This window comes from Janthinobacterium breve, assembly GCF_051380895.1.
Taxonomy (GTDB): domain Bacteria; phylum Pseudomonadota; class Gammaproteobacteria; order Burkholderiales; family Burkholderiaceae_D; genus Janthinobacterium.
Genome location: NZ_JBNYXY010000008.1, coordinates 194,951 through 221,728, shown reverse-complemented (window position 1 = coordinate 221,728; position 26,778 = coordinate 194,951). Strand labels below are relative to the sequence as shown.

31 protein-coding genes and 1 pseudogene are annotated in these 26,778 nt (G+C 65.2%); 11 read left to right on the top strand and 21 right to left on the bottom strand.

What is annotated here, in order from left to right:
• Nucleotides 1–82 precede the first annotated feature (82 nt).
• Nucleotides 83–1,009, top strand: a complete 927-nt coding sequence (locus ACQ4W0_RS17575) for a LysR family transcriptional regulator (RefSeq protein ID WP_436577898.1) — start codon at nt 83–85, stop codon at nt 1,007–1,009.
• Here the strand turns inward: ACQ4W0_RS17575 and ACQ4W0_RS17570 are convergent.
• The 3 genes from ACQ4W0_RS17570 to ACQ4W0_RS17560 form a co-directional block, all read right to left on the bottom strand.
• Nucleotides 967–1,590, bottom strand: coding sequence for a phospholipase D family nuclease (locus ACQ4W0_RS17570; RefSeq protein ID WP_436577897.1), 624 nt, complete (start codon nt 1,588–1,590; stop codon nt 967–969). The genes ACQ4W0_RS17575 and ACQ4W0_RS17570 overlap by 43 nt on opposite strands.
• The gene (locus tag ACQ4W0_RS17565; RefSeq protein WP_436577896.1) at nt 1,547–2,359 is read right to left on the bottom strand and encodes a hypothetical protein; all 813 of its coding nucleotides are present in this window, start codon (nt 2,357–2,359) and stop codon (nt 1,547–1,549) included. Before ACQ4W0_RS17565 ends, ACQ4W0_RS17570 begins: the two co-directional genes overlap by 44 nt.
• 72 nt (nt 2,360–2,431) lie before the next feature.
• Nucleotides 2,432–3,946: an MFS transporter gene (locus tag ACQ4W0_RS17560; protein WP_436577895.1), complete on the bottom strand. Its 1,515-nt coding sequence runs from the start codon at nt 3,944–3,946 to the stop codon at nt 2,432–2,434.
• A 154-nt stretch (nt 3,947–4,100) separates the two neighbouring features.
• Between ACQ4W0_RS17560 and ACQ4W0_RS17555 the strand changes: the two genes are divergently transcribed.
• A complete protein-coding gene (locus ACQ4W0_RS17555) occupies nt 4,101–4,961 on the top strand; it encodes a LysR substrate-binding domain-containing protein (protein ID WP_436577894.1) in 861 nt (286 codons plus the stop codon).
• Here ACQ4W0_RS17555 and ACQ4W0_RS17550 read toward each other — a convergent pair.
• From ACQ4W0_RS17550 to ACQ4W0_RS17535, 4 genes are all read right to left on the bottom strand, one after another.
• Nucleotides 4,941–6,335, bottom strand: a complete 1,395-nt coding sequence (locus ACQ4W0_RS17550) for an MFS transporter (RefSeq protein ID WP_436577893.1) — start codon at nt 6,333–6,335, stop codon at nt 4,941–4,943. The two genes, ACQ4W0_RS17555 and ACQ4W0_RS17550, sit on opposite strands and share 21 nt — an antisense overlap.
• 103 nt (nt 6,336–6,438) lie before the next feature.
• Complete coding sequence (locus ACQ4W0_RS17545; RefSeq protein ID WP_436577892.1) at nt 6,439–6,696, bottom strand: hypothetical protein; 258 nt, start codon at nt 6,694–6,696, stop codon at nt 6,439–6,441.
• Entirely contained in the window at nt 6,693–7,265 is a 573-nt protein-coding gene (locus ACQ4W0_RS17540) for a type VI secretion system amidase effector protein Tae4 (protein ID WP_436577891.1), read from the bottom strand. Before ACQ4W0_RS17540 ends, ACQ4W0_RS17545 begins: the two co-directional genes overlap by 4 nt.
• Entirely contained in the window at nt 7,262–7,822 is a 561-nt protein-coding gene (locus ACQ4W0_RS17535; RefSeq protein ID WP_436577890.1) for a PAAR domain-containing protein, read from the bottom strand. Before ACQ4W0_RS17535 ends, ACQ4W0_RS17540 begins: the two co-directional genes overlap by 4 nt.
• Before the next feature lie 142 nt (nt 7,823–7,964).
• On the opposite strand from ACQ4W0_RS17535, the gene ACQ4W0_RS17530 reads away from it, so the two are divergent.
• Together ACQ4W0_RS17530 and gstA are read left to right on the top strand one after the other, a co-directional pair.
• Entirely contained in the window at nt 7,965–8,861 is an 897-nt protein-coding gene (locus tag ACQ4W0_RS17530; protein WP_436577889.1) for a LysR family transcriptional regulator, read from the top strand.
• A gap of 108 nt (nt 8,862–8,969) precedes the next feature.
• A complete protein-coding gene (gene gstA / locus ACQ4W0_RS17525) occupies nt 8,970–9,584 on the top strand; it encodes a glutathione transferase GstA (RefSeq protein ID WP_436577888.1) in 615 nt (204 codons plus the stop codon).
• Between the two features lie 22 nt (nt 9,585–9,606).
• On the opposite strand, the gene ACQ4W0_RS17520 is transcribed toward gstA, so the two are convergent.
• Nucleotides 9,607–9,870: a PaaI family thioesterase gene (locus ACQ4W0_RS17520; protein ID WP_436577887.1), complete on the bottom strand. Its 264-nt coding sequence runs from the start codon at nt 9,868–9,870 to the stop codon at nt 9,607–9,609.
• A 102-nt stretch (nt 9,871–9,972) separates the two neighbouring features.
• Between ACQ4W0_RS17520 and ACQ4W0_RS17515 the strand changes: the two genes are divergently transcribed.
• Nucleotides 9,973–10,545 (top strand): DUF4337 domain-containing protein, encoded by a 573-nt coding sequence (locus ACQ4W0_RS17515; RefSeq protein ID WP_436577886.1) that lies wholly within the window; start codon nt 9,973–9,975, stop codon nt 10,543–10,545.
• 13 nt (nt 10,546–10,558) lie between these two features.
• Here the strand turns inward: ACQ4W0_RS17515 and ACQ4W0_RS17510 are convergent, their stop codons facing one another.
• Together ACQ4W0_RS17510 and ACQ4W0_RS17505 are read right to left on the bottom strand one after the other, a co-directional pair.
• Nucleotides 10,559–11,179: a ParB-like protein gene (locus ACQ4W0_RS17510; RefSeq protein WP_436577885.1), complete on the bottom strand. Its 621-nt coding sequence runs from the start codon at nt 11,177–11,179 to the stop codon at nt 10,559–10,561.
• A gap of 49 nt (nt 11,180–11,228) precedes the next feature.
• Nucleotides 11,229–12,890 (bottom strand): SulP family inorganic anion transporter, encoded by a 1,662-nt coding sequence (locus tag ACQ4W0_RS17505; protein WP_436577884.1) that lies wholly within the window; start codon nt 12,888–12,890, stop codon nt 11,229–11,231.
• A gap of 194 nt (nt 12,891–13,084) precedes the next feature.
• Between ACQ4W0_RS17505 and ACQ4W0_RS17500 the strand changes: the two genes are divergently transcribed.
• Together ACQ4W0_RS17500 and ACQ4W0_RS17495 are read left to right on the top strand one after the other, a co-directional pair.
• A complete protein-coding gene (locus ACQ4W0_RS17500; protein WP_436578051.1) occupies nt 13,085–13,381 on the top strand; it encodes a hypothetical protein in 297 nt (98 codons plus the stop codon).
• Between the two features lie 167 nt (nt 13,382–13,548).
• Nucleotides 13,549–14,658 carry an acyl-CoA dehydrogenase family protein gene (locus ACQ4W0_RS17495; RefSeq protein ID WP_436577883.1) on the top strand — a complete coding sequence of 370 codons (1,110 nt, stop codon included), beginning with the start codon at nt 13,549–13,551 and terminating at the stop codon, nt 14,656–14,658.
• Here the strand turns inward: ACQ4W0_RS17495 and ACQ4W0_RS17490 are convergent.
• The 3 genes from ACQ4W0_RS17490 to ACQ4W0_RS17480 are packed head-to-tail and all read right to left on the bottom strand — an operon-like array spanning nt 14,644 to nt 17,397.
• On the bottom strand, nt 14,644–16,011 hold the full coding sequence (locus ACQ4W0_RS17490) for an MFS transporter (protein WP_436577882.1): 1,368 nt from the start codon (nt 16,009–16,011) through the stop codon (nt 14,644–14,646). The genes ACQ4W0_RS17495 and ACQ4W0_RS17490 overlap by 15 nt on opposite strands.
• Before the next feature lie 37 nt (nt 16,012–16,048).
• A complete protein-coding gene (locus tag ACQ4W0_RS17485; RefSeq protein ID WP_436577881.1) occupies nt 16,049–16,696 on the bottom strand; it encodes a 4-carboxy-4-hydroxy-2-oxoadipate aldolase/oxaloacetate decarboxylase in 648 nt (215 codons plus the stop codon).
• A gap of 35 nt (nt 16,697–16,731) precedes the next feature.
• Complete coding sequence (locus ACQ4W0_RS17480) at nt 16,732–17,397, bottom strand: RraA family protein (protein WP_436577880.1); 666 nt, start codon at nt 17,395–17,397, stop codon at nt 16,732–16,734.
• 93 nt (nt 17,398–17,490) lie between these two features.
• Between ACQ4W0_RS17480 and ACQ4W0_RS17475 the strand changes: the two genes are divergently transcribed.
• Complete coding sequence (locus ACQ4W0_RS17475; RefSeq protein WP_436577879.1) at nt 17,491–18,384, top strand: LysR family transcriptional regulator; 894 nt, start codon at nt 17,491–17,493, stop codon at nt 18,382–18,384.
• A 7-nt stretch (nt 18,385–18,391) separates the two neighbouring features.
• Here the strand turns inward: ACQ4W0_RS17475 and ACQ4W0_RS17470 are convergent, their stop codons facing one another.
• Nucleotides 18,392–18,889: a (R)-mandelonitrile lyase gene (locus ACQ4W0_RS17470; RefSeq protein ID WP_436577878.1), complete on the bottom strand. Its 498-nt coding sequence runs from the start codon at nt 18,887–18,889 to the stop codon at nt 18,392–18,394.
• A 265-nt stretch (nt 18,890–19,154) separates the two neighbouring features.
• Between ACQ4W0_RS17470 and ACQ4W0_RS17465 the strand changes: the two genes are divergently transcribed.
• From ACQ4W0_RS17465 to ACQ4W0_RS17455, 3 genes are all read left to right on the top strand, one after another.
• On the top strand, nt 19,155–19,988 hold the full coding sequence (locus ACQ4W0_RS17465) for an HDOD domain-containing protein (RefSeq protein ID WP_436577877.1): 834 nt from the start codon (nt 19,155–19,157) through the stop codon (nt 19,986–19,988).
• A 92-nt stretch (nt 19,989–20,080) separates the two neighbouring features.
• Nucleotides 20,081–20,512: a hypothetical protein gene (locus tag ACQ4W0_RS17460; RefSeq protein WP_034788152.1), complete on the top strand. Its 432-nt coding sequence runs from the start codon at nt 20,081–20,083 to the stop codon at nt 20,510–20,512.
• A complete protein-coding gene (locus tag ACQ4W0_RS17455) occupies nt 20,509–21,429 on the top strand; it encodes a DUF2145 domain-containing protein (RefSeq protein WP_436577876.1) in 921 nt (306 codons plus the stop codon). Before ACQ4W0_RS17460 ends, ACQ4W0_RS17455 begins: the two co-directional genes overlap by 4 nt.
• On the opposite strand, the gene ACQ4W0_RS17450 is transcribed toward ACQ4W0_RS17455, so the two are convergent.
• The 7 genes and pseudogenes from ACQ4W0_RS17450 to ACQ4W0_RS17420 form a co-directional block, all read right to left on the bottom strand.
• Nucleotides 21,430–22,035: a flavin reductase family protein gene (locus ACQ4W0_RS17450; RefSeq protein WP_436578050.1), complete on the bottom strand. Its 606-nt coding sequence runs from the start codon at nt 22,033–22,035 to the stop codon at nt 21,430–21,432.
• Nucleotides 22,036–22,461, bottom strand: a pseudogene (locus tag ACQ4W0_RS17445) (GNAT family N-acetyltransferase); the annotation flags it as partial.
• Between the two features lie 47 nt (nt 22,462–22,508).
• Nucleotides 22,509–23,138 (bottom strand): Rossmann-fold NAD(P)-binding domain-containing protein, encoded by a 630-nt coding sequence (locus tag ACQ4W0_RS17440; RefSeq protein ID WP_436577875.1) that lies wholly within the window; start codon nt 23,136–23,138, stop codon nt 22,509–22,511.
• Between the two features lie 67 nt (nt 23,139–23,205).
• On the bottom strand, nt 23,206–23,589 hold the full coding sequence (locus tag ACQ4W0_RS17435; protein WP_436577874.1) for a nuclear transport factor 2 family protein: 384 nt from the start codon (nt 23,587–23,589) through the stop codon (nt 23,206–23,208).
• 30 nt (nt 23,590–23,619) lie between these two features.
• On the bottom strand, nt 23,620–24,720 hold the full coding sequence (locus ACQ4W0_RS17430; protein WP_436577873.1) for an alkene reductase: 1,101 nt from the start codon (nt 24,718–24,720) through the stop codon (nt 23,620–23,622).
• A gap of 72 nt (nt 24,721–24,792) precedes the next feature.
• Nucleotides 24,793–25,377 carry a TetR/AcrR family transcriptional regulator gene (locus ACQ4W0_RS17425; RefSeq protein WP_436577872.1) on the bottom strand — a complete coding sequence of 195 codons (585 nt, stop codon included), beginning with the start codon at nt 25,375–25,377 and terminating at the stop codon, nt 24,793–24,795.
• A 60-nt stretch (nt 25,378–25,437) separates the two neighbouring features.
• Nucleotides 25,438–26,718, bottom strand: coding sequence for an arsenic transporter (locus ACQ4W0_RS17420; protein WP_436577871.1), 1,281 nt, complete (start codon nt 26,716–26,718; stop codon nt 25,438–25,440).
• Between the last annotated feature and the right edge of the window lie 60 nt (nt 26,719–26,778).

Genomic DNA, 26,778 nt, shown 5'->3' with positions numbered 1-26,778 from the left:
AATTGGCATGCACGGCATTGTGGATGGATCAAGATATGAAAACAAATGATATGATTTGCCTTAATTCATTAGGTTTTCTCATATGTTAGAACATCGCATTCCTTCGCTGAAATTGTTGATGGGTTTCGAAGCGGCGGCCCGTCACGGCAATTTCTCGCGCGCGGCCGACGAGCTGCACGTGACGCAGTCGGCCATCAGCCACCAGGTGCAATTGCTGGAAGAACAGGTCAAGCAGCCGCTGTTCCGCCGCGCCGGGCGGGGCGTGGAACTGACAGTGGCGGGCGAAGTGCTGCTGCGCAGCGTGCAGCGCTCGATGAACGTGCTGCGCAGCGGCCTGGGGCGCATCGCCACCTATCTCGATCCGGGTCTCGTGGTGCTGGTGTGCCCGGCGCCCGTGCTGCACGGCTGGCTGCAGCCCCGGCTGCGGGCACTCGAAGCGCAGCTGCCCGAACTGTGTTTGCTGCTGTCGGTGGATGAGAGCGCCCGCTTCGTCGATGAAATCGACGTCGACATCGCCATCGGCGACCGCCCCCTTTTGCAAGCGGACTTGCAGGAAATCCCGCTGCTGCACGATGAATGGGTACTGGTGGGCAACAGCGAACTGGCGGCGCGGCTGGCCGGCGTACCGCAAGATGAACATCATTTACACGCGGATCTGGTGTGCCTGGAAGAAAGCTTGACGGGCGACGCCACGGCGCCCCTGTTCCTGGGGCCGCTGGCGCGCTTTCGCAAACGGGCCATCTACGACGATGCGCGCCTGTTGCTCGACGCCACGCTCGACGGGCGCGGCATCGCCTGCCTGCCGCGCCTGCTGGTCGATGCCAGCCTGGCGCACGGCCTGCTGCACATCCTGCCCGCTTATCCCAGGGTGCCGGGCGCGACTTGGTGGTTGTCGGGCGTGGCGGAACACCCCCGTTCGGCCATCGTCGGGCAAGTGTTCGACTGGCTACGCGCGCAGGGCAATGATTACGGCAGCGGTGCAGGTACCGCCGCCGGCACGCGCGCATAGTCGATGCCGCTGGCCCAGCGGTTTTCCCAGTGCGCCAGATACGATTGCGCCAGGCGCGCACTGTGCCACACGACGAGCACATTTTCACTGTTGGCGGTGGCGGCATCGGCCGTGTAATTGAAACTGCCGTTCTGCACGGTCACGCCATCTGCAACGAGGTACTTGTCGTGATGCAGCGCGTAGCGGGAAATGATGCGCGTGGGGATACCTGCGTCGACGAGCCGGTTCAAGGCGGCCCGGCTGTTCTTGCGCTCGTTGCGCCGCGCATCGACCAGCACCCTGACGTCCACGCCCCGCTGGCGCGCCCGCAGCAAGGCCTCGACGACATGGGGCGAGCTGAACGAATAGGCGGCCAGCCGTATCGTCGACGCCGCGCTATCGATGACCTTGAGCACCAGCGCCTCCGCCCCGCCATCGGGGGAAAAGGCGTTCTCGATGGTGAGCGCAGGCGCGGCGTCGGCGGCAAGCGATGCGGCAGGGACGCCACCAGCCAGCAATAGCGCAGCAATGAGCAGGATGTTTTTCATGGCGCGTCGCCTACGGCAGCCGGTGCCGGAACGTCGGCTCGATGTTGCGCGCATGCAGCCAGCGCACGATGTCTTCCAGGGCGGCGTCCTGCAGCAGCAAGCCTGGCTGCGTCAGTGACTGGGACACTGGCGCTGACAATGGGGCGGCGGGAGCGGAAGCATGCACCGCATCAGCCAAGCCCGCATGTCCCTGCAACTTCGCCAGCGCCTGCGTGAACTGGGCAGGGTTGATGCTGCGCAAGCTTTCCAGGAAGCCCAGCTGGGCGGCTGGCGGCGGCGGCATGTCCAGGCCCGGTTCGTCGACGAAGGCGGCGCCCATGCTGGGGTGGATGAAGGCGGCCCACTTGCCCGATGGCTGCAAGCATGGCGGCAGCGCCACCTGCTCCACGTAAGCGGGCGGTGCTGCGGCGAGGATGTCGGTCGAGGCGGGTAAAAAGGTCGAGCGCAGCAGCTGCACGAACTGGCGCGCCTGGGCGACGGGCACGGGCGTGGCCAGCGACAGCCATAACTGGAACGCCGTGCCCGAGATGCTGACGGCGGGCGCCGGCAAGTCCAGCTCGTGCTGCACGGCATTGGCGATCGTGCATAGCGCGCTCCAGTGCGCTTCGCCGCCGCCCTTGCCGCCAAACTCCAGCACCAGCGCGCGCGTCAGGCCGCCATGGCTGGCGTCGCTGACCAGCGGCACCGCCACCGTCTGCTCGCCCGACAGATGGCGCGCCAGCACGGCCGGCGTCAGCGGCTGCGCGCCGCCCTCCGCATCGACGTATTGCTGCAGTTCCTCGAACAGGTACAGGCGGGTGAGTGCGGAAATCAGTTTATGCATGGACGGCCTCTTAATGACGTTGAGCAACACTTGTCAACGTGCCCAGATTATAGCCTCCCCGGCCCCCGGATTTCAGCGCACCGGCAGTTCGGCCGGCTGCCGCGTCCGCCCGGCGCCGAATACCAGCCAGCTGGCCACGGCGAACAGGCAGGCGGCCACGCCGCCGTACAGCATCACGGCGCCAAAACCTTGTGTCAGCGCAAGCTTCGCCACGCCGGACGGCAGCGTGCCGACGCCCTTGCCTGCGGACAAATCCTCCGCCAAGGCGCGCAAGGTGCCAGCATCCAGTCCACTTGGCAGATGGGGCCGCAAGGCGGACTGGATGGCTTCGACGAGGATAAAGCCCATCAGCGCAATATTGATGGACAGGCTGACCATGCGCGCGCTGATGTCGATGCTGGAAGCCATGCCAGCCCGTTCGCCGGGCACGGCGCCCGTCGTCGTGTTGGTGACGGGCGTGTTCGTCAGCCCCAGCCCCGTGCCGGCCAGCAGGCAGCCGGGCAAGATCGTCAGCCAGCTGGCAGTTTCGGCATGGCTACCCCACAGCATCAGCAGGAAACCCGTGCCGATGGCCAGCAAGCCGGCAGGAATCACCGCATCGGCCCGGTAGCGCAGCGCCAGCCGCTCTGCCAGGGGCGGCACGAGCAAGGTGGGCAAGGTGTAGGCCAGCAAGGTCAAGCCCGTGCCCAGGCTGCTGTAACCGAGACCATATTGCACGTACAGGGGCAGATAAATCATGAGCGGCCAGAAACTGCAGTTCATGCCCGCCGAACCGAGCAGCGCGCCGGAAAAACGGCGGATGCGAAACACGGCAAAGTCAATCATCGGCTCGGCCTGGCGCCGCTCGATCATGACAAACAGCATCAGGCTGAGCAGCGCCACGGTCAGGCTGGCCAGCGTGCGCGGGTCCGTGAAACCCAGCGCCGGCCCTTGCGTGAGGCACCAGGCCAGGCTGAACACGGCCAGCGACAGGGTGGCGATGCCCGCCACGTCCAGCTTGCGCCGCTGCGGGTCGCGCGACTCGCTCACGCCCAGCGCCACCAGCAGCAGGGCCGCCAGCGCCAGCGGCCCGTGCACGAGGAATACCCATTGCCAGTTCGACAGCGCGACGATGGCCGCGCCGATGATGGGGCCGAAGCCCAGGCCCAGGCCAAACACGATGCCCCAGGCGCCAAACGCCCGGCCCCGCGCGGCGCCAGTTGGAAACTGCTGCGACAGCACGGCCACCTGGCAAATCAGCATGGCGCCGCCGGCCATGCCCTGCAGTGCGCGCGCGGCGATCAGCACGCCCGTGCTGCCGGCCCAGCCGCATGCGAGGGAACTGAGGCCGAACAACGCCAGGCTGGCGAGCAGCAAGCGCTTGCGGCCATAACGGTCGGCCAGGGTACCCGTGGCCATCAGCACGGTGGTGCAGGCCAGGGTGTAGGCGTTCATGATCCATTGCAAGTCCTTGAAGTCGCCGTGCAGCACGGTTTCCAGGGTGGGCAGGATGACGGGCACGCTGGAAATTTCCAGGCCGAACATGAGCGAAGCCAGGCACACGGCGGCCAGGGTCAGTACATTTTGTTGCGAATTAGTCAGGTGCATCGAAGCCTTGATGTCGGTAGTCAGGGAGGGGCGAAGGGCGCATAGTGCTGGCGCACTGCGAGTGAGCATTCTAGAAAGCTTAGACTCATGAGGGAAATGATAAAATTTTGTACAATTCATTCATTTTCATCATGAATCATGGGAGCTCGACACGATGGACTTCGATACCGCCCTGCTGCGCGCCTTTGTCGCTGTACAGGACACGGGCGGCTTTACGCGCGCCGCCGAACGGTTGCACCTGAGCCAGTCCGCCATCAGCCACCAGATCCGCCGCCTGGAAGAGCAAGCGGGCGCCGCGCTGCTGGTGCGCACGACGCGCAGCCTGCACCTGACGGAAGATGGTGAAGACTTTCTGCGCCACGCGCGGCAGATTCTGGCCGCGCAGGATGCGCTGTCGCGGCGCTTCCAGCGCTCCTCGATTGCGGGCGCCGTGCGCTTTGGCGTGCCGGAAAATTTCATGGGCGCGCGCCTACCTGCCCTGCTGGCGCAGTTTGCGCACCTGTTTCCCGCCGTGCGCCTGGATGTCACGGTGGGCACCTATCTGGACTTGCAGAAACTGGTCGCCGCCGATGCGCTGGACCTGGCCGTCGTCATGGCCCTGGCCGATGGGCAAGATGACGCGGCCGTGCTGCGCCGCACGCGCTTCGTCTGGGCGGCGCAGCACGACTTCCGGCATGACGGCGCGCTGCCGCTGCCGCTGGCGTTTTCACCGGCGCCCTGCATGCATCGGCAAGTGGGCGTCACTGCCCTCGACGGCGCCGGCCTCGACTGGCGCGTGGCGTTCACCTCGCCCAGCCAGCAGGGCTTGCGCGCGGCCGTGCTGGCCGGGCTGGCGATCACCGCGCTGCCGCAAGGCGACCTGGAAGCGGGCATGGTGGTCATCGATGGCCAGCATGGCTTACCCGCCCTGCCCGCCGCCCAGTTCCAGCTGCTCTGGCGCGCCGCCAGCAGCACGGCTGCGGCCGACGCGTTCGGGCAATTGCTGCGCGAGTGGTCAGCCGCTGCGGCGGCATGACAGCACCAGCAGCAAGGCCAGCGCCAGCATGGCGGCAGCGCTGCCCAAAGCCATCGTCACGCGGTGCGCCAGCAGCGGCACGCCCGCCAGCTGGCCCGCGCCCACGCCGGCCACGGCCACCAGCGCCGCCAGGCCCAGCGAACTGCCCAGCTGGTGCGCCACGTTGACGACACCCGAGGCGGCGCCCGCATCCTGCGCCGGCACGCTGGCCACGCCGGCCGCCGTCAGCGGACTCAAGGCCATGCCCTGCCCCGCGCCGATCAGCACCATGGGCAAGGCCACGCCCAGCCAGTAGACCGTGCCCGCGTCGACGCGGCTCAGCCATGCCATGCCCAGCAGGGTCAATCCCAGCCCCATGGCAAGCAGGCGCGCATTGCCGAAGCGGCGCGTCAGGCGCGGCACGCACAAGGCCACGCCAAAGTTCACCAGGGTCATGGGCAGGAAAGCCAGGCCCGTCAAGGATGGCGGATAGCGCAGCACCACTTGCAGGAATTGCGTGGTGAAAAAGAAAAAGCCGATCATGGCACCCATGAACAGCACCCTGGCCCCGTACGCGGCATTGCGTTGCGCATCGGCAAACAGGCGCAGCGGCAGGATGGCTTGCGCGGCGCGACGTTCGATCAGGATAAAAGCAGCCAGCAACAGCACGCCCGCCGCCAGCGCGCCTTGCGTCAGCGCGTCGCCCCAGCCGGCGCCGGCCGAACGGATCAGGCCATACACGAAAGCCGTCATGCCTAGGGTGGAACTGGCGGCGCCGGCCACGTCGAAGCGGCCACGAGTGGTTTCACTCTCGACGAGGTAGCGGCGCGCCGCCACCAGCATGGCGGCGCCGATGGGCAGGTTGATGAAGAAACCCACGCGCCACGACAGCCATTCGGCCAGCACGCCGCCCAGCACCAGGCCCACGCTGGCGGCAATGCCGGCCACGGCGCTGTACAGGGCGATGGCCCGCGTGCGCTCGCGCCCCTCCGCAAACGTGGTTTGCAGCAAGGCCAGGGTGGACGGCGCCAGGATGGCCGCGCCCACGCCCTGGATGGCGCGCGCGGCGAGCAGCATGGCCGGCGATTGCGCCAGGCCGATGGCCAGCGAGGCCAAGGTAAACAGCACCAGGCCCAGCTGCAGCAGGCGGCGCCGGCCATACGCATCGCCGGCACGCGCAGCCAGCAGCAGCAAGCCGCCAAACGTCAGGGTGTAGGCGCTTTGCACCCACGCCAGGCTGGTATCCGTAAAACCCAGTTCCTGGTGAATTTTCGGCAAGCCCGTCAGGACGATGGACGTGTCGAGCACGATCATCACATAGCTGACAAGGATGATGGCGAGGATGGCCGCCTTGTGCGGCGCGGCGGGGCTAGCGGGATCGGGGACATTTTTCATGTCACCACTGTAAAGCGTCTGCATTACCATGAATAGCTACCAAAATCAGCATGAATTTATTAGCAGGACTAATAAGTACAAGCTAGCACTTGGTGCAGGCCACTCACCGCCGTTCGCGCCCTTGCGCGCCGGCCAGCCTTTGATCATGTCGTCGGCTCAGCAAGGCTGCCACGATCGCTGCCCCGAAGGCAAAGCATAGCCAGCATGCAAAAAAAATATCGGCTGCATACGGAGTGCGGTCCCAATAGCTGTCCCCTGGTTTTAGCTTGAGCAACATGGCGCTCCATATGAATAAACCGCCCCAGGCAATGATGCTTGCAATGACAAAAGCAAGGATAGAATAAAGAAAGGTTTTCATCATACGATTGGGAAAAAACGAATCTTCCCGGCTTTGCGGAGATCCGACCAAATGGTCGGAATGATAATGCCAAAGCGCGTGCGCAAGCCCGAAGTCAGATCAGTCATGCGGCTCCCGTTCCAAAGGTCAATGTGATCTCCGCCCGAGCCGCCGGACGGTGTGTAATAGTCCTCAAAGCAAATAATACCCGTCCGGTCAATAACCTTGCCCCGCCAGTCCTTGCCGGTAATGTCCTCAACTTTGCCACAGCCGAGAAAAGGCTGTTTTTCAAGCCAATTGGCAAGTTCCGCGGCCGCCAGGCAGTGATCTTCAGCCGGATGAATCCAGCACTTGCGCTTGGAAGGATAGGACTTGAATGTGACCCCGGCTTTTTTTAACGCGTGGCTTACCCGAATGGCGCACTGATTCGCAAACAAAATCTCTCCCTTGGCATTCTTGGCCTTGCAAGGGCTTCCTTTTTCGTAGGCGGACCAGAGGTCACTGAATTTAATGATTGATGCATTGAGCTTGCAAACTGAATCCTTGACTATGTTCGTCTTTACGCTGGCTTGCTGCTTGATGGCTGTTGTCACGCAGGTCCCCCTTCGATACGGGCAAGTGCCTCATCACCCCAAAAAACTTCGTATTCGGTAATTCCATCCGTGACTACCCGCTGCATTTTGCCATCGACATCGACCTGGCCTGAAAGACGCTGGCCGTCCGGCAATACGATCAGATAAGGCACGCCGTGGGCCAGGCGTTCGGCGAACACAGCTTGCTCATCATATAGCTCCTTCAGCCCACTCACAGCTTGATTGACGAGAATACCCGCTGCCATGGTTGAAACCGCATTTTCTGCTGCGTTCGATGCGCCAGATGCGCCGCTGCTCCAGTCGACCGTATCTGTAAACTGAGTCGCAATAAGCGTCGCACCGCACGCGGTCTTCATGCCTGCAACTGCCACTCCCCTGCCATAAAACGTCGTCGTCTGGACTCCCTCGATAATCGGATAAATGCCTTTACACCGGGGACACATGACTTTGTGCCCCATATATGCAATCGGTTTGCCATGGCAAATATCCGTTACCGAATCTTCAAGCACTTTGCCGCCGTGGCTAGTGGGATCGCCCAATCGAATTATCTCTGGCATGCCAAGCTCTCTTTTATGACAAATTTTATCAATTAGTCATTATGTCTCACTATTTCGCGTGTTGGAGCACGATAGGATGTCACGAACAGATGTTAAAGTTAGCCCGAACTTATTAGTAAAACTAATGAATGTAAGGTCATACATGGCACAAACCAACTTCAACGACATTCTCGCCTTCGTGGCCGTGGCCCGCGCAGGCAGTTTCACCCGGGCGGCGGCCAAGCTGGGCGTGTCGCAGTCGGCGCTGAGCCAGACCGTGCGCGCGCTGGAAGAACGGCTCGATTTGCGCCTGCTGGTGCGCACCACGCGCAGCGTCTCGCCCACGGAAGCGGGCGAACAGCTGCTGCGCACGGTGGCGCCCCGCTTCGACGAGATCGAGGCGGAACTGGCCCTGCTCAGCGAGCGGCGCGACAAGCCCGCCGGCAACATCCGCATCAGCGCGGGCGAGCATGCGGCGCTGACGGTGTTACAGCCGGCCATCGCCCGCTTGCTGCCGAACTTTCCGGACATTAACATCGAAGTCGTCGTCGACAACGGCATGACCGATATCGTGGCCGCGCGCTGCGACGCGGGCGTGCGCCTGGGCGAGCAAGTGGCCAAGGACATGATCGCCATGCCCATCGGCCCCGATTTCCGCATGGCCGTCGTCGCCGCGCCCGCGTATTTCAGCCGCCAGGCGCCACCCGCCACGCCGCAGGACTTGATGGCGCACAACTGCATCAACATGCGCCTGCCCACGCTGGGCGGCCTGTATGCCTGGGAGTTTGCCAAGGACGGGCAGGAACTGAAAGTACGGGTGGAAGGACAGATGATCTACAACAACATGGCCATGCGCTTGCATTCGGCGCTCGATGGCCTGGGCCTGGCCTGCATGGCCGAAGATGTGGTGCTGCCCTACCTGGCCGATGGCCGTTTGATCCGCGTGCTGGACGACTGGTGCCCCACGTATGCGGGCTACAAGCTGTACTACCCGAGCCGGCGCCACCCCTCGCCCGCGTTCACCTTGCTGCTCGACACCTTGCGCTATCCCGGGGTTTGAGCCAGCGCTATCCTGCACCGGGCGGAAATGATTACCACGCGAACACGCGTTTACCCGTGGCTCCCGCAGGACTATAGTGGCTGCTTTCCCACCTGTTCAAGGATCGCCATGAAACTCTTTTACTCGCCGGGTGCCTGCTCGCAGGCACCGCACATCATCCTGCGCGAAACGGGCACGCCGTTCACCCTGGTGAAGGTCGACCTGGGCCAGCACCAGACGCAGGAAGGCGGCAATTACTACGAACTCAATCCGATAGGCCAGGTGCCGCTGCTGGCGCTCGATGATGGAACGACCTTGAGCGAAGGCCCCGTCATCGCCCAATACATCGCCGAACTGGCCGGCAGGCAGGATCTGCTGCCGCCCGTGGGCAACGCTGCCCGCTACAAGGTGCTGGAATGGCAGAATTACATCACGTCCGAGCTGCACAAATCGTTCAGTCCCCTGTTCGATCCCCGCTACGACGCCGCCACCAAGGCATTATTCATTGAGCAACTGGGCAAAAAATTCAAGTGGGTGGACAGCCGCCTGGAAGGCCGGGCCTACCTGACGGGCGACACCTTCACCGTGGCCGATGCCTATCTGTTCGTCATCACGGGCTGGGCGCCGCGCGTGGGCGTGGACTTGTCCGCGCTGGCCAATGTGCAAGCGTTCCTGGGCAGAATTGCCCAGCGCGACAGCGTCAAGGCTGCTTGGGAAGCGGAAGGACTGGCCAAGGCGGCTTGAGCGCCGTGGCCCGGTGCACGGCTCAGGTTTTTTCCGACTTGCCGTGCATCACCATGATGGTTTGCTGCATCCGCGCGCACAGGGTTTCCCGGCCATCCTTGACGGCGAACACTTCGGCCTGCGTGACGATCAGGGTGCGGCCCGGGCGCACCACCTTGCCGCGCGCGATCAGTTTTTCGCCATCGGCGGGCGTCAGCAAATTCATCTTGTATTCCACCGTCAGCACGGACGCGCCGTCCGGCACCATGGTTATGGCCGCGTAACCGGCGGCCGAGTCCGCGATCATTCACCATGTCGCGGCGCCCGCCGGCTTGCATGGCAGGTGTAGTAGTGTCATCATGTCAATGCCAGTTCGCCCCCTCCCACCTGCCCCCGAGAAAGATCCGTCATGGAAGAAGAATACGAAGTCCCCAGCCCCCATGAACACGCCGTGGAAGAGGCAACGGAGAAGGAACGCGATGGCCTGACGCAAAAAATCGCCCTGATGACGGCCATTCTCGCCACCATCGGCGCCCTGATCAGCTACCAGAGCGGCAATGCGCAGAACGAGGCCATGTTCCTGAAGAACGAGAGCATCCTCAAGCAGGCGCAAGCAAGCGACCAGTGGGCCTTGTACCAGGCGAAGTCGACGAAAGGCCATATCGCCGAAGCGACGGCCGCGCTGGCCAGCGTGCCCGAGGTGCGCACCCGCTACCTGGCGGAACAAGCCCGCCAGGAAAAGGAAAAACTGGTCGTGCAAGCGGGCGCGCGCCAGCTGGAAGAGCAATCGAGAAAACTGGGCGAGGAATCGGAAGCCAAGCTGCGCCCGCACGAACGCCTGGCCATGGCCCTGACCTTCATCCAGATCGCCGTGGCACTGGCCGCCATCACCGTGCTGACGCGGCGCCGCTGGCTGCTGTGGGGTTCCGTGGGCGCGGCGGCGGCCGGCATACTGGCGGCCGGCAGCGCCTTCCTGCTGTAAGGGCAGACGCGCTTCAGGCGGGCGGCACGACGCCGCTCCAGCCGGGCAGATAACGCGCCTGCTGGCTGCGCGCCAGTTTCATCGCTTGCGCCAGTGCCTTGGGGAAATTCTTTTGCAGGCCGGCGGGTGCGATGCGGCTGCGCAGGAAATCGGCCCACAGGAATTCGCTGAACGGCGTCACATCCTTGGCATAGCCGCCTGCGCCACGCAATTCGCCGGCCAGGCTGCGGTAGGGATCGTCGTGCAAGCCGCTCAGGTGCCGGGGGATGGCGGAAAAATCGCGGCGCAAGCCTTCGCTGTCGTACGGGTGCACCCACTGGTGGTGGTCCATCACATGCCAGAAGTGCAGCGGCTCCAGCCAGGACAAATCCTTGAGTATCATCAGGCTGACGGTTTTCACGCCCTCCTGGTGCAGCGCCAGGCCGAAATGGTGATGGTCGACGATGTAGTGGCGTCCTTCCGGGCCGATGATGCTAGGAAACCAGTGACCGGCCAGCGCCGCCGCCCTTGCCTTCCTGCCCAGGCTGGCCCAATGCGCGCGCTTGAGCGCCACCTCGGCCATGCCGACCGTGATTTGCGTGGGCAGCAGCTTGTTCAGCCTTCCCTTGACCAGTTGCGGTTTCGCCCTTGTCATGCCATCTCCCGAAATGTATCGCCTGGCCGCCAGCGTAGCATAGTCGCCGCTACTTTTCAGGCATGGCGCCGCCCAGCAGGCGCACGGCCTCGGCCACGCTCAATTCACTGAGCAGCAGCGCCGGCCCGGCCTGGATGGCCAGCATGTCGCGCAGCGCCAGCTGCAGCACGCTGTATGCCGGCTCCTTCAGCCGCGCCAGCGCCAGGGCCAGCCCCTGCTGACGCACGAACGCGGCAAAGTCGCGCAAGGCTTCGACGCTGCTGCCATCGAGGTCGGGCGACTCTTCCAGACTGAGGATCACCTTGCGCAGCGGACCGGCCCGCTCTTCCAGCATGGCGCGCGCCAGGTGCAGGCTGCGCTCGGCATTGACAAAGAACAAGGGTTCATCGAGGCGCAGTATCAACAGCTCCGGCTGCGCCCGGGCATCGCGATGCAGCGCCAGCTTGACGTAGTCGTGGCTGTCGCCCAGCCGCCCCAGCACGGACATGCCCGGCCGCGACAAACGGCGCAGCATCAGCAGCAGGCTGATGGCGATGGCCACCAGCAAGCCGTCGAGCACGCCGAACAGCAGCACGCCGGCAATCGCCGCCAGCACCAGCAGGCGGTCGCGGCGCCAGGCAAAATACGGCTGCAGCGCCACAGGATTGAGGGTATGGCTGACAGCGTGGATGACCACGGCGGCCAGCACGGGCACGGGCGTGAGCGCCACCAGCGGCAGCAGGGTCAGCACGATGACGCCCACCACGGCGGCGGCCACCAGCCCCGCCAGGCGCGAGGTGGCGCCCGCCGCCTCGTTGGCCGACGTGGCCGAATAGCCGGCGCCCACCGGCATGGCTTGCAGCAAACCCGCCAGCACGTTCGCCGCACCCAGCGCCAGCAAGTCGCGCTCGGGCGCTACGGGGTCGCCATGCTTCAAGGCAAAACTGCGGATGGCGCCATACGATTCGGCATACAGGATCAGCGCCAGCGCAAACGCCAGCTCGGCCAGGCGCGTCCATTCTTCCTGCGTCAGGCGCGGCAAGACAGGCATGGCCAGGCTGACATCGATGGCGCCCACCAGGGCCACGCCGTGGCGCGACAAGTCCAGCCACTGTCCGGCGGCGATCCCCAGCGCGATGACGATCAGGCCGGCGGGCCAGCGCTGCCTGCGCCGCAGCAGGAACAGCAACAGCAGCGCCGCCGCGCACAGGCCCGCGCCGCGCCCGTTCCACTGCCCTGCCCGCTCCAGCAAGCCGGGCACGAGATGCAGCAGGTCGCCTTGCGGCGGCTGCACGCCTAGCACGCCGGGCAACTGTTTCACGATGATCACGATGGCCAGGCCGAAGGAAAAGCCCCGCAACACGGGCTTGGCGATGAATTGCGTGACGCTGCCCAGCCTGGCCACCCAGGCCAGCAGGAAAAATCCCCCCGTCAACATCACCAGTCCCGCCATCAGCATGAGCCGGTGCCCCGCCGTGCCGCCAGGCATGGACGCCATGGCCGCAGCCAGCACGGCGGCCGACGACGACGTGGCCGAAACGATGGCAAAGCGGCTCGTGCCCAGCACGCCATAGCACAGCAAGCCCGCGAACAGGGCCAGGATGCCTGCCTGGGGCGCCAGGTTGCCGATGCTGGCATACGCCACCGCTTCCGGCAGCAGCAGGCCGGCGATAGACAGGCCGGCGCTGACATCTTGCCAGCGCTTCGTTTGCGTCGCAGCCATTGCGCTCATGGTGACGGTCCCGGTGAATGGCACATGCCGTCCCCATGATGCGGCAAAACCGCCTGTCCGGCCACATTTGCTTACACTTGAGACAAATATCCTGTGCACCAGCGGCCCCGGCGGCGCGTTCAAGCAGTGTCACATCCCTGACCATCCACCTGGAGACTGCAATGAAAACAGCCACTTTGTCCGCCATCATCCTGATGACTTTTGCCTCGGTTACCGCCAGCAGCTTTGCCGCAGAAACGACCTGGCAGAAAGACCACCCGCGCCGCGAACAGGTGAACAACCGCCTGGCGCATCAAAACGCGCGCATTCACAAGGAAGTCAAGGAAGGCGAAATCACCAAAGGGCAGGCGGCCGCCCTGCACCGCGAAGACCGCAGCATCCGCCGCGAAGAGCGCAGTATGGCCAAGCTCGATAACGGCCATATCACCAAGGCAGACCAGCGCGCCCTGAACCAGCAGGAAAATGTGGTCAGCAAACAAATCGGAAAGTAAATGACGCAAAGGGCAGCGCCGCACAGTGCGCCAGCGACACGGTGCAATTGCCGCTGCCCTGTTGCCGCGCTGTCCCGGCGTCGGACACATCCATCTTTTTCGCCTGACAGGGGAGGCACGCTGCGCTGTGCGAAAATGCCCGCCTTCGCCATTGCCGGATACTGCCCATGCCGCACCTTGCCATTGCCCCCCTCATCGCTCCCCTTTCCGCACGCGACGCCCGTCGCATCGCCCGCCATGCGCCGGCGGCCGACGCCGCCCGCTCTTTGCATCCGGCCCAGCAAGCCTTGCTGCACCGGCGCGGCTGGCTGACGCTGCTGGCGCCCCGCAGCGCGGGCGGCGCCGAGCTGCCCTTGCCGCAAGTGGTGCGCCTGGAAGAAGCCGTGGCCGCCATCGACGGCAGCATGGGCTGGGTGCTGACCCTGTGCGCGGGCGCGGGCTGGTTCGCGGGCTTTCTGGCGCCCGGCATGGCGCGTGCCATCATCGGTACGCCCCGCGTCTGCCTGGGCGGCAGCGGCGCGGCCACCGGTTACGCGGAGGAAGAAGGCGACGGCTACCGCATCACGGGCAGCTGGGATTACGCCAGCGGCGCGCCCATGGCCACCCACTTTACCCTGAACGCCCGGCTGCAGCGCGATGGTCAGCCCCTGCTCGATGCAGAAGGCAAGCCACGCATCCGCGCCTTCCTCGTGCCCGCCGCGCAGGTGCATTTGGTGCCGTCATGGAACAGCATCGGCATGCGCGCCAGCGCCTCGCACAGCTACCACATCGAGGGCCAGTGGCTCAGCCAAGAACACGGTTTTACCCTCAGTCCCGCAGCCGCGACGGCCGATGGCCCCCTGTACCGCTACCCATTCTATTCACTGGCCTATGTGACCCTGGCCGCCAACGTGGCCGGCATGGCCAGCCATTTCATGCAGCTGGCCGAGGAATGCATGCGCCACCGCCGGCATGCGCGCGCCGGCGTGCCCCTGCTGGACGTGCCGGAAGTAGCCGCCATGCTGCAAGGCAAGAAAGAGGCGTACACTGCCGCCCGCACCCGTTTTTACGCCGTACTGGACGACAGCTGGGCGCAGGTGGCAGGCGGCGTGGCGCTGGACGACGACGCCATGCAAGCCGTGCAAGCCAGTTCGCTGGCCCTGGTAGCCGTGTGCCGCGCAGCCGTTGACGGCTTGTATCCCTACTGCGGCCTGTACGCGGCCCGTGAAGACAGCACCATCAACCGCGTCTGGCGCGATTTTCACACGGCCAGCCAGCATTCCTTACTGCTGCCTTGACGGCCGCAGCGTCAGTGGCTCGGCGATCGTCAGCACCACCAGGAAGGTCAGGCAGGAAATGACCGCCATGAAGCCGAACACATAATCCCAGCCGTAGTGGTCGAGCAGCATGCCGACGATCCACGGCGTGGCCGCGCCACCCAGCTGGCCGCCCATGTTGACGACGGCATTGGCGACAGGAAATTTTTCCTTGGACACGAACTGCATGGGATACACCATGTAGGCGGAGAAACCAATGCTCAGCAGCACGCCCGTCAGGAACAGCAGCGCGCCGTACTGCAGCGGGTCGGCCGGCGCATGGATCAGCAAATACATCATGACGGCCGTCGACAGGGCCGAAATCAGCATGCCCGGTTTGCGGCGCTTGTCGAGCACGCGGTCGGCCAGCACCCCGCCCAAGATATTGCCGAAAACGGCGCCCACCCACGGCGCGGCCGCCACCATGCCCATGTTCATGATGGAAAACTGTTTGACGGTCAGCAAGTACGTGGGGATCCAGGCCAGCAGCACGCTGGAAATGCCCAGCTGGCAGCAATAACCGAGCGCGCAGCCGAGGATATTCCACGAAGCAAACACGCCACGGCTGGTGCTGACGGTGGGCACCGTGCGCACGCGGATCAGCTTGTCGAGCCAGGGCATGGGCCGCGACGTGGCCGCCGTGCTCGTGCTGCTGCCGTCAGGTGCTTTTTCTTCGATGAGGGCCAGTTCTTCCGCATTGACGAAGCGGCTCTCCAACGGTTTGTTGGTCACCAGGAAATACCAGAAGATGGCCAGGATCACGCCCGGCACGGAAAACCAGATGAACACTTCGCGCCAGCCCCAGGCGGCGATGATGGCCGCGCCCAAGATCGGCGTGATGACGGGGCCGAACTTGACGGCGGACAAGAACAGGCCAGAGGCCGTGCCCTTCTCGCGCGAGGGAAACCAGTGATTGATGGTGGTCGTCACGCCTATCGGCAGCGGCCCTTCGGCCAGGCCCAGGCCGAGGCGGCACAGTTTCAGCGACAGCAAGGAGCCCGCCAGCCCCGTCAGACCGGTGGCAATCGAGGTGAGAATCATGGAAATGGTAAACACCCTGCGCACGCCGAACTTCGACAGCAGCCAGGCGGAAGGCAGTTGCGCCAGCGCATAGGCGACGAGGAACAGGCTGACGAGACCGCCCGCGTCGGTATTGCTCATTTCAAATTCCTTGCGCAAAAAGGGCAGGACCACGCCCAGGTTGGCGCGGTCGGCAGCGGCAATCGTGTAGACGATGAAAAACAGGGCCGCGACGACCCAGCGGTAACGCGTGGGACGGCGGGCGGCCGGAACCAAAGTGGCCACTTCGGGCGCGGCGATGGTGGTGGTATGCATGAGGGTGTCTCCTGGTTTTTATAGTGGTATGCGTGTATCAGCCCAGCTGCAGCCTGCGCAGCGTCTCTTCCAGGCCCAGCAATTCGACGGTCGTGGCGCCGTCTCTGATCTGCTGGCGGAAGCGCGCTTCCTTCTCTTCGCGCTGGCGGCTTTTCAGCAGCACCGCGTCCACCTCTTGGCGCCGCACCACCACCACGCCGTCCTGGTCGCCGACGATGATGTCGCCGGGATCGATGCCGACGTCGCCGATGGTGACGGTCACGTTGAGGCGCCCCGGCTGGTGCTTGCCCGTGCCCTTGATCGACAGGCCTCGGCTAAAGACGGGAAAGCCCGCCTCGGTCATGGCGGCCGCGTCGCGCACGGCGCCGTGGATCACCAGGCCGGCCAGGCCGATTCGCTGCGCCTGCTCGGTGAACACGTCGCCCCACACGCCCGCTTCCAGGAAACCCTTGGCGTCGACCACCAGCACGTCGCCGGGTTGGGCCTTGAGCATGGCGTAGTGCAGCATCAGGTTGTCGGCCGGCCGGGTGTCGACGGTCAGGGCGGGGCCGGCCAGGCGCATACCGGGCGCAATCGGCTTGATGCCGCTGTCGAGCGCGCCTTTCGCGCCCTGCGCTTCATAGATGGTGGCCGCGCCCAGCTGGCGCAGGGCGTGCAGGGTTGCAATGGAAACAATCTGGTCCATGGTGTACTTTCAGTTAGCGAGGAAAAAGGAAGACGTCAGGCGGCGTGCGCGGGCTTGCGCTGCAGGGTGTGATAGCCGAACTGGCGCCGCGCGGCGGCCAGGGACATGCCGTCCAGCGCGGCAGCGACGATGCGCCGTTCCACCGCCTGCATGGCCAGCGCGCGCCCGAACACCTCGTGCGCCCGGCCCGCCGGCACAATGACGACGCCATCCTGGTCGGCCACGACGAGGTCGCCGGGCGCCACGCGCACGCCGGACAGGCTGACGGGCGCGCCGACGGCGTCCACCTGCACCCGGTCCTTGCCGGTGCGCATGAAGCGCCCCCGCGCAAACAGGGAGTAGCCGGCAGCGCCCGCTTCGGCCGTGTCGCGGCACACGCCGTCGATGACCGTGCCGGCCACGCCCCGGTGCGCCGCCAGCTGGCTCATGATGCCGCCCCAGACGGTGCAGTCGCTGCGGCCGGCGTTGTCGAGCACGGCAATGGCGCCAGGCGGGATATCGTCCAGGTAATCGCCCACCGTGCCGGGAGACTGGCTGTCGACGGGGGCGAAGCGCACGGTGAAGGCGGGGCCGAACAGGCGTCGCGGTCCGGCCACCGGAACGAGGCCGGGGACGCTGCCGGGCAAGCCGAAATAATCGAGCGCATCCGAGACTTCCGCGCTGCTCAAGCCGCGCGCCTGCGTGAATAAACTGTCTTCCATGAAACGTCTCCAGATCTTGTTGTCGTGGAATCCAGTTTCATATAAAGTGTTTTCAATATCAAACATCGATTATTGACTCTTGGATCAATAAAAATGAACTTAAGACAGTTGCGGTATTTTTGCGAAGTGGTGGAAGCGGGCAGCGCCGCGCACGCGGCCGAGCGCCTGCACGTGGCGCCCACAGCCATCAGCATGCAGCTGGGGCAGCTGGAAGCCCACCTGGGCGGCGAGCTGTTCGACCGTTCACGCCGGCCCATGGAGCCGACGCCGCTGGGCCGGTTTTTCTATCCGCGCGCCAAGGAACTGCTGCTGCAGGCGGCGCGCCTGGACGACGAGGCCAAGGGCCTGGCGACGGGCAGCCATGGCTGGCTCGGCATCGCGTTTACGCGCTCGGCCACGTTCTCCGTGCTGCCGCGCGCCATCCGGCAATTTCGCGCCGCCTATCCGCAGGTGCAGCTGGACCTGGTCGAGGCGCTGTCCGAATACCAGCCGGCGCAGTTGCGCCAGGGCCGCATCGATATCGGCCTGTCGCGCTTCATCGGACCCTGCGAGGCGCCACCCGACCTGTGCCACGCGGTCACGCTCGACGACCCGCTGGTGGCCGCCCTGCCCCTGCACCATCCGCTGGCGGCCCGCGCATCGTTGCGCGCAGCCGAGCTGGCCGACATCCCCTTCATCCTGTATCCGAAAGACCCGATCAGCCCGTTTGGCCAGCAAATCGTCGCCGCGCTGAAGGCGGCGGGCGCCGAACCGGCCGTGGCGTATTCAGCCGTGGAAATCTACACGGCCCTGTCGCTGGTGGCAGCCGGCCTGGGCGCCACCTTGGTGGCCCGCTCGATCGCGGAAAACAACCGCACCGACGTGGTCTTCCTGCCGGTGGACGATATCGCCACCAGCACCACCGTGGTGGCCGTCACGCGGGCCGATGAAAAAAGCCGCCTGGTGGCGGCTTTCCTGGAGATCCTGAAGCATGGCGAAGCGCGCTGACGGCACCTCAACGGGGATAAACATCCTGCGTCACATGTTCCAGCCAGCTGACGGCCGTGCCATCTTGCGCCTCTGCAATGGCGACATGCTGCATGGCGGACGTGGCCGTGGCGCCATGCCAGTGCTTGACGCCGGGCGGTATCCAAACCACGTCGCCCACCGCCAGCGCCTGCAGCGGCCCCTGCCAGTGCTGCACCCAGCCATGGCCTTGCGTGACGATCAGGGTCTGGCCTAGCGGATGCGTATGCCAGGCAGTGCGGGCGCCGGGCGAAAAGCTGACGATGCCGCCGCCCACGCGGGCCGGAGACGGCCGCTGGAACATGGCGTCGACTTCGACGGTGCCCGTGAACCAGGCGGCGTCGCCGGTGATGGTGGGCATGGAGGCGGCGCGCGTGACGATGACGGCTGCTGGTGCCGCAATGGCGCCTGCCTCGGCGGAAGATGAGGCAGAGGCGGCCCCGGCGGGCAGGCAAAGCGGCAAGAGTGCCGCGGCGTATCGATGCATGTCTGGTTTCCTTTCTTGCCGGTAAGTTCGGTCCCCACAATGGGCTTGTCGCAGGGCAGCCGGCTTCGCCTGTCCCGCAATACAAGCTTAACAGTGCTGGCCTGCGCTGATTAGCGGCGCAAACCCACTAGGGTCTATAAGCTGGGCTGATGAATAGGCCGATGCATGGCCGATGCACGAGCTGTATCAAAGGAAAAGCTGACGGGCGCCATGCGGGCCGGATTGCCTGATAATATGGGGCATTGCTACTTCACGCTCCCTATCCATGCACGTCAACACGCTCAGCACCCTGGCGCAACTCCTGGCCAGCGCCGAAACGGAAACCCTGGCTTTTCCCACCAGTATCAATACGGCCCTGCTCCTGCAAAAGGAACTGGCCAACCCCGATTGCCACTCGGCCGACATCAGCCGCTTGCTGCTGTGCGAACCCACCTTGTCGGCGCGCGCAGTGGCGCTTGCCAATTCGGCAATGTTCGCGTCCGGCCAGGCCCCAGCCATCACCAGCGTGCGCGCTGCCGTCGAACGGCTGGGCCACCGCAACCTGTATGCACTGGCGACGGCGGCCGTCATCCGCCAGTTGAACGCGGGCCTCCGCGACGAGGCCTTGCGCGACCGCGCCACCCAACTGTGGGCGCACACCGTGCATGTGGCGGCGCTGTCGCATGCGCTGGCCGGCGCCGTCACGCACACGGATGCCGATACGGCGCTGTTCGCCGGCATCGTGCATGAAGTGGCCGGCTTTTATATGCTGGCCCAGGCCGACAAGACTCCGGGCCTGTACGCCCAGCTGGAAACGCAGATGGCGTCCACCCTGGAAGTAATCGGCCGCGCACTGATGCGCCAGCTGGGCGTGCCGGCGCCGGTGGCCGATGCCGTCAATGCCTTGCCCGGCTCGACCATCATGCTGCCGCCCGAAGGCTTGCGCGACACCCTGCTGCTGGCCAAGGCGCTGGCGCCCGTGGCCTCGCCGCTGCCGCAGGCTAGCGTCACCGTCAGCGCGACGCTGCAAGCCTATCTGGAGCACGATCCCGTGCTGCAGGCGCTGCGCACGCAGCCGTCGGCCGAAGCAAAAGCCCTGATCGAGGTACTGCTCAGCTGATGGCCGATCTGCTATGATGGCGCTGGCCGGGATGGACCCGGCCCGCTTTCATTGATGTGCACTGGAAAACTGCCTTGACTATCTCCCTACGCATGCTCGGCCTGGCCGCAGCTCTGACCATGGCGTGCAACGCCAACGCCGACAGCTTCGTTTCATCGGCCTCCAGCGCCGGCTCCCAGTCGAGCGGCAGCATTTCCGATTCGCTCAACGGTTCGAGCAACAGCTCCTCGCGCGACAACAAGGTGGCCAATGGCCCTTACCGCATCATCGACGTGGCCGCCGTGCCGGGCCGCGACGGCATGACGCGCCTGACCATGCAGGCCGACGCCACGGCAACGCCGCTGGTGCTGGACTTGCCGCAGGCGGCGCTCGACAAGCAGCAACTGGCGCAGGGCGACGTAGTGCATGCGCAAAACCGCGCCTACGGCATCGAATTTTCGCGTAACGACACGCGCGCCGCCTTCTTCCTCGTGCTGGCCGACGACTGGTACGGCGAAATGGCCACGCGTCCCGTCAGCCTTTGATCCTGCGGCACCTGGCGCGGCTGCTGGCTGGCTGCGCCGCACTCTCCCTGGCTGGCGCTGCCCATGCGGGCACCTCGCTGGCCTCTTCACGCTTTTGCGACCGCGCGCAGGAACTCACGGCTACCGAGCAGGATCGCCTGTTGCGCTTTGCCGCCGTGGTGCGCGAGGAACTGGCCACCAGCGAAGGCAGCGTGGCCCTGATCAGCCGTTCCGGCCTGGACCTGGCCCGCTTCGGCATCCGCTATTCGCACGCCGCACTGGCCTGGCGCCACGACAATGACAACGGCTGGTCCGCGCGCCAGCTGTACTACGCCTGCGACGAAGGACGCCCGCGCATCTTCGACCAGGGCACGGCCGGTTTCGCCATGGGCACGGAAAACCCCGCTCTAGGCTACATCTCGCTGGTGAAACTGCCGGCCGAAACCGTGCCGCCCCTGCGCCGCGCCCTGCTCGACCCCGTGCGGGTGCAGCAATTGCTGGCGGGCCGCTACAGCGCCAACGCCTATGCGTTCAGCCTGAAATACCAGAATTGCAATCAGTGGGTAGTGGAATTGCTGGCCGCCGCCTGGGGCGAGCTGGCCGCGGGCAGCGACTTGCGCGCGCGTGCCCAGGACTGGCTGCGCGCCGCGCCCTATGCGCCCTCCCCCGTCGACGTGGGTGCGCGCTGGCTGATGCTCGGCTCGATCTTCGTGCCCCTCGTGCACATGGACGACCATCCGCCCGAGGCCATCGGCACGATGCAGCTGGCAGTGAGCCTGCCCGCCACCCTGGAAGCATTCGCGCGCCAGCGCCTGCCCGCCAGCGAACGCGTGGAAATCTGCCACGACGGCAAGCAGGTGGTGGTGCACCGGGGCTGGGAAGCCATCGCCGACGGCTGCGTGCCCGGCCCGCACGACCGGGTCATTGCCCTCGATTAGTTAGGTATCCGCGTCAAGCGCCTCGCCGATCGCATAAAAGCGCCCGCCAGCGATGTAGTGCAGGCTGCGCCAGCATGGATCGGCCTCCTCGAAATGCCAGTGGCCGTCGCGGAACACGCGCGTGTCGGCCCAGGCCCCCACCACTTCACCGATGAACAGGTCGTAGGCCGCCTGATTGTGCGGCTCGGGGATCAAACGGCAAGCCAGCCAGGCGGAGCATCCCGCCACGAACGGCACATCAAAGCCTTCCATGTGAAACAGCTGCACGCCGGCGCGCGCCAGTTTATCGGGCTGCGCGTCGAGGCTGTGCGTGCCCACGGCGTGCGTCAGCTGCAATTGCGCCGCCGTCGGCACCTGGATGACAAACGTGCCGCTGCCCTCGACCAGCGCGCGCGTGCGCGTTGCCTTGTCCAGCACCACGGTCAATTTCGGCGGCGCAAAATCGAGGGCGCAGGCCCAGGCGGCCGCCATCACGTTGTCGACGCCGGCATGGCGGGCCGAGACGAGGATGGAGGGGCCGTGATTGAGCAGGCGGTAGGCTTTTTCCAGCGGCACGGCGGCGATATGGCCACGTTCAGCTTCCTTGCTTTTCAGGGACAAGACCATATCCCACTGGTCGATGCCGGGCCCGAAGCCGTCCGGCGTCACCTTCACTGGCACGAAGCCGAAGCGCGCATAAAAGCCCTGCGTATGCTGGCTGGTATGCATGCTCACGCTGGCGACTCCCGGCACGGCGCGGATGGCATCCAGGCGCGCCTGCGTCAGCGCGCGCCCTAGCCCCTGGCCGTGCACATCCTGCGCCACCATGCCCCAGCACAGGCTGGCGACGGTGCCGCCCGCGTCCAGCGCATGGCCGCCGCAGGCGACGACGTCCCCGTCGCGTTCGATGACCAGGTACGGGTGCGTCGATGTAGCTAGCCAAGCGGCAAAGCCGGTACGCTCCGAGGGGTCGAAAAAGCGCGGCGTATTGCCGTCGAAAAGTGCCAGGCAGGCCTCGCGGTCGTCGGCCCGGTATGGACGTACTGTCTGCATTGCTATCCTTTCAAAAAACAGGAAGGGAAATTATACGGCGCCACCCTTCACAGCAGGTTTTCCGACGTCACCACATGCACGCCCGGCGCAGCGGCGATGGCCGCCTCCAGCAAGGCTAGGGCGATGCGCGGCGCCGGATTGATGCGCCAGCGCGCCGGCAGCATGGGGCCCAGCACGCTCAAGAGGCGCAATGCGGCGCCCTCGCCCGCCCGGGCCACGTCGCGCTCGCCGCCGATTAGGCCGGGGCGCACGTGCGTGAGCGAGGCAAAATCCAGCGCTTCCAGGTCGCGTTCCAGTTCGCCCTTGACGCGGTTGTAGAAGAAGCGCGACGCGGCGTTGGCGCCGGCGGCGGAATTGAGCACATACGTGCGCGTGCCCGCCGCCAGCGCCAGGCGCGCCACAGCCAGCGGATAATCGTGGTCGACCCGCCGGAACGCCTGCCGCGTGCCGGCCACCTTCATGGTCGTGCCCAGGGTGCAGATGACGGCGTCCGCCTGCCACCAGGGTGCGTCGGGCGGCAAGTGATCGAAGTCGACGAGAGGCGCCTCCAGTTTGGCATGCGCGGGCAAGGCCTTGCGCGCCGGCGCCACCACCTTGCTGACGCGCGCATCCATCAGCGCCAGGCGCAGCACTTCACGCCCCACCAGGCCCGTGGCGCCTATCAGTATCAATTTCATGCATTCTCCCCGCAGGCATTGGACGCCACACGATACAGCATCTGGCGCCCCAGTATCCGCATGTGCGTCAGGCGCCCGCGTGCGTGTGATAGATCTTGCTGACGATGGTCCACTCGCCTTGCACCTTGAGCAAATTGAAAAAGTCGGTAAAGCGGAAACCCGAGATATCGTCCGTGTCGACGCGCGCACTGGCGGCCGTGCCCACGATATCGACGCGCACGATGGCCGCCTGCGCCTGCGGCGATGGCCGGAAGGCGCTGTCGATGATCTCGAACAGGCCTTCGATGGGCCCGCCCGTCAATTTATCTTCGCCATCGACACCGAAAATGGTGGCCTGGCTGCTGAAAGCCGGGCGCATGATGCTGCTGTCGGCCTGCGCCCCGCCCGCATTGTATTGATTCAGCACGGCGATGATCGCCTGGTAATCCTGCACATAAGTGGTGTTGTTCATGTTGCGCTCCTTGGGTGGGTGAAAAAGAAATCAGTACGGGCTTGCGGGCCAGTCGGTGTAGCCGCTGGCGCCACCGCCGTAATACGCCTCGCGCGGCGCCTCGGCCAGCGCCACGCCATGGCGCAGGCGCGCCACCAGGTCCGGGTTGGCGATGAAGGGACGGCCGAAGGCCACCGCATCGACCTTGCCTTGCGCGCGGCGCGCCTGCGCCAGTGGCAAGTCGTAATGGTTGTTGCCGATGTACGGGCCGTTGAACAGCGCGCGCAGCGCATCGAGGTCGACGCCTGCCGGCACATCGCGCGAGGTGGCCGTGGCGCCCTCGACGAAGTGCAAATAGGCCAGTCCATGGCGGTTCAACTGTTCGATCAGGTAGCCATAGGTGGCCATCACGTCGCTGTCGACGGGCGTGTTGCCCGCGTCGGGCGTGACGGGAGACAAGCGGATGCCGACCCGCGGCGCGCCCCAGACGTTCACCACGGCTTGCGTCACTTCCAGGGTCAGCCGCGCGCGGTTTTCGATGCTGCCGCCATAAGCGTCCGTGCGCCGGTTGGTCGAATCGCGCAGGAACTGGTCGAGCAGGTAGCTATTGGCCGAATGCACCTCGATGCCATCGAAGCCGGCGCGCAGCGCGCATTCGGCCGCATGCACGTACTGCGCGACGATGCCGGCGATTTCCTGCGTTTCCAGCGCGCGCGGCATGGACACGGGCTGCATGCCGCTGGCGGTGTAGGTGCTGCCCTCGGCCCGGATGGCGGAAGGCGCGACCGGCGCGGCGCCATCGGGCTGCAGGCTGGCATGCGAAAACCGCCCCACATGCCACAGCTGGCAAACGATCTTGCCGCCGGCCGCATGCACGGCATCGGTGACCAGCTTCCAGCCAGCCACCTGTTCGTCCGACCAGATGCCGGGCGTCATGGCGTAGCCGCGCCCCTGGGGCGAAATATTCGTCGCTTCGCTGATGATCAGGCCGGCGCTGGCGCGCTGGGAATAATACTCGGCGTGCAAGGCATGCGGCACGCCATCGTCGCCCATGCGGCTGCGCGTGAGCGGCGCCATGACGATGCGGTTGGCCAGGGCCAGCCCGCCCAGATTAACGGGAGAGAACAAATCGCTTTCATGCTGCTCGGTCATCGTATTGCTTTCATATTCTGCGAGAGACCGATATAACTGACCGGTCGTCTAGTTTATGGTTAAAAAAAACGGCTACGACAGCAACCGTTGCGTGGTCGACATGGCAGAGTCGAACGGCCCGCCGCTCCGGCTTACCTTAACCATCAGGGAAGCCCCCAGCCACAATTGGTAAAGGGACTCGGCCAGCACGCGCGCCGGCGTCGTCGCCGCCACGGAACCGTCGAGATGCCCCGCTTCCAGGCACTGCGTCAGGCGTTCCAGGATGGCGCCCGTGCCGTGCTGCAGCACGGTGCCCATGTCCACGGACAAGTCGCACACTTCGGCGCCCAACTTGACCACCAGGCATTTTCCTTCCGGGGCGCTGCTGGCCTGCGTCGTTCTCCAGTAGTCAAAATAGGCCAGCAGGCGCTCACGGGCATTGCCAGGCCCCGCCAGCAAGGCGTCAACCGTCTGCAGGTAGCTGCTGAAATAGTCATCGAGCAAGGCGTGGCCGAACTCTTCCTTCGACTTGAAATAATAGTAAAAGGAACCTTTCGGCACGCCGGCCGCCGCCACCAGTTCCGCCAGGCCCACGGCCGTATAGCCCTTCCCGGCCATCAGGGCCTTGGCGATGTCGATCAGGTGCTGGCGCATGTCAGCGGAGGATTTTTTGCTCATGCGACCAGTATAGCAAAAAATCTGACCGGTCGTCTAGCAGTCATCGGCCCGACTATGAGATCACCCCAGGCGCAGCGCCAGTGCCGCCAGGGTCAGCAGCAGCACAGGCACGGTCAGCACGATGCCGACGCGGAAATAGTAGCCCCAGGAAATATGGATATCCTTGCTGTCGAGCACGTGCAGCCACAGCAAGGTGGCCAGGCTGCCGATGGGCGTGATCTTCGGCCCCAAGTCACTGCCGATGACGTTGGCGTAGATCATCGCTTCGCGCACGGCCCCCTGCGCCGTCGTCGGATCGATGGCCAGCGCGCCCACCAGCACCGTCGGCAGGTTGTTCATCACGGACGACAGCAAGGCCGTCAGCACGCCCGTGCCCATGGCTGCGCCCCACACGCCATACTGGGCAAAGTGATTCAGCATACCCGTCAGGTAAGCCGTCAAGCCAGCATTGCGCAAGCCATACACGACCAGGTACATGCCCAGCGAAAAGACGACGATATGCCACGGCGCATGGCGGATCACATGGCGCGTGGAAATCACATGCCCCTTGCCTGCCACGCCCAGCAGCAGCGCGGCGCCCACGGCGGCGATCAGACTGATGGGCACGCCCAGGTGTTCTTGCGAGAAAAAGCCCACCAGCAGCAGCGCCAGCACCAGCCAGCCGGCGCGGAAGGTGGCCAGGTCGCGGATGGCGGCGCCCGGGAGCTTCAGCTGCGAAGCATCGTAGTCGCGCGGGATATCCTGGCGGAAGAAGAGCAGCAAGACACCCAGGGTGGCGGCCACGGCGACGACGTTGACGGGCACCATCACGGAAGCGTACCCAGCAAAGCCGATCTTGAAGAAATCGGCCGATACGATATTCACCAGGTTCGACACCACCAGCGGCAGGCTGGCCGTGTCGGCAATAAAACCGGCCGCCATCACGTAGGCCAGCGTGGCCCTGGCGGAAAATTTCAGCGCCCGCAACATGGCGATGACGATGGGCGTCAAGATCAGCGCGGCGCCGTCATTGGCGAACACGGCGGAAACCAGAGCGCCCAGCAAGACCAGCAGCACGAACAGTTTTCTACCGCTGCCGCCGCCCCAGCGCGCCACGTGCAGCGCAGCCCATTCAAAAAAGCCGGCCGCGTCGAGCAGCAGGCTGATGATGATCACGGCGATGAAGGTGCCGGTGGCATTCCACACGATATGCCAGACGACGGGAATGTCGCCCCAGTGGATCACGCCGGCCAGCAAGGCCACGCAGGCGCCGATGACGGCGCTCCAGCCGATGCCCAGGCCGCGCGGCTGCCAGATGACGAGGGTTAATGTGGCGAGAAAGGTCAGGAAAGCGGTCAGCATGCGGCGAGGGTCCGGATAAGGCGGCAAGGCGCACAATAGCGCCGAAGCCGGTGAATGGAT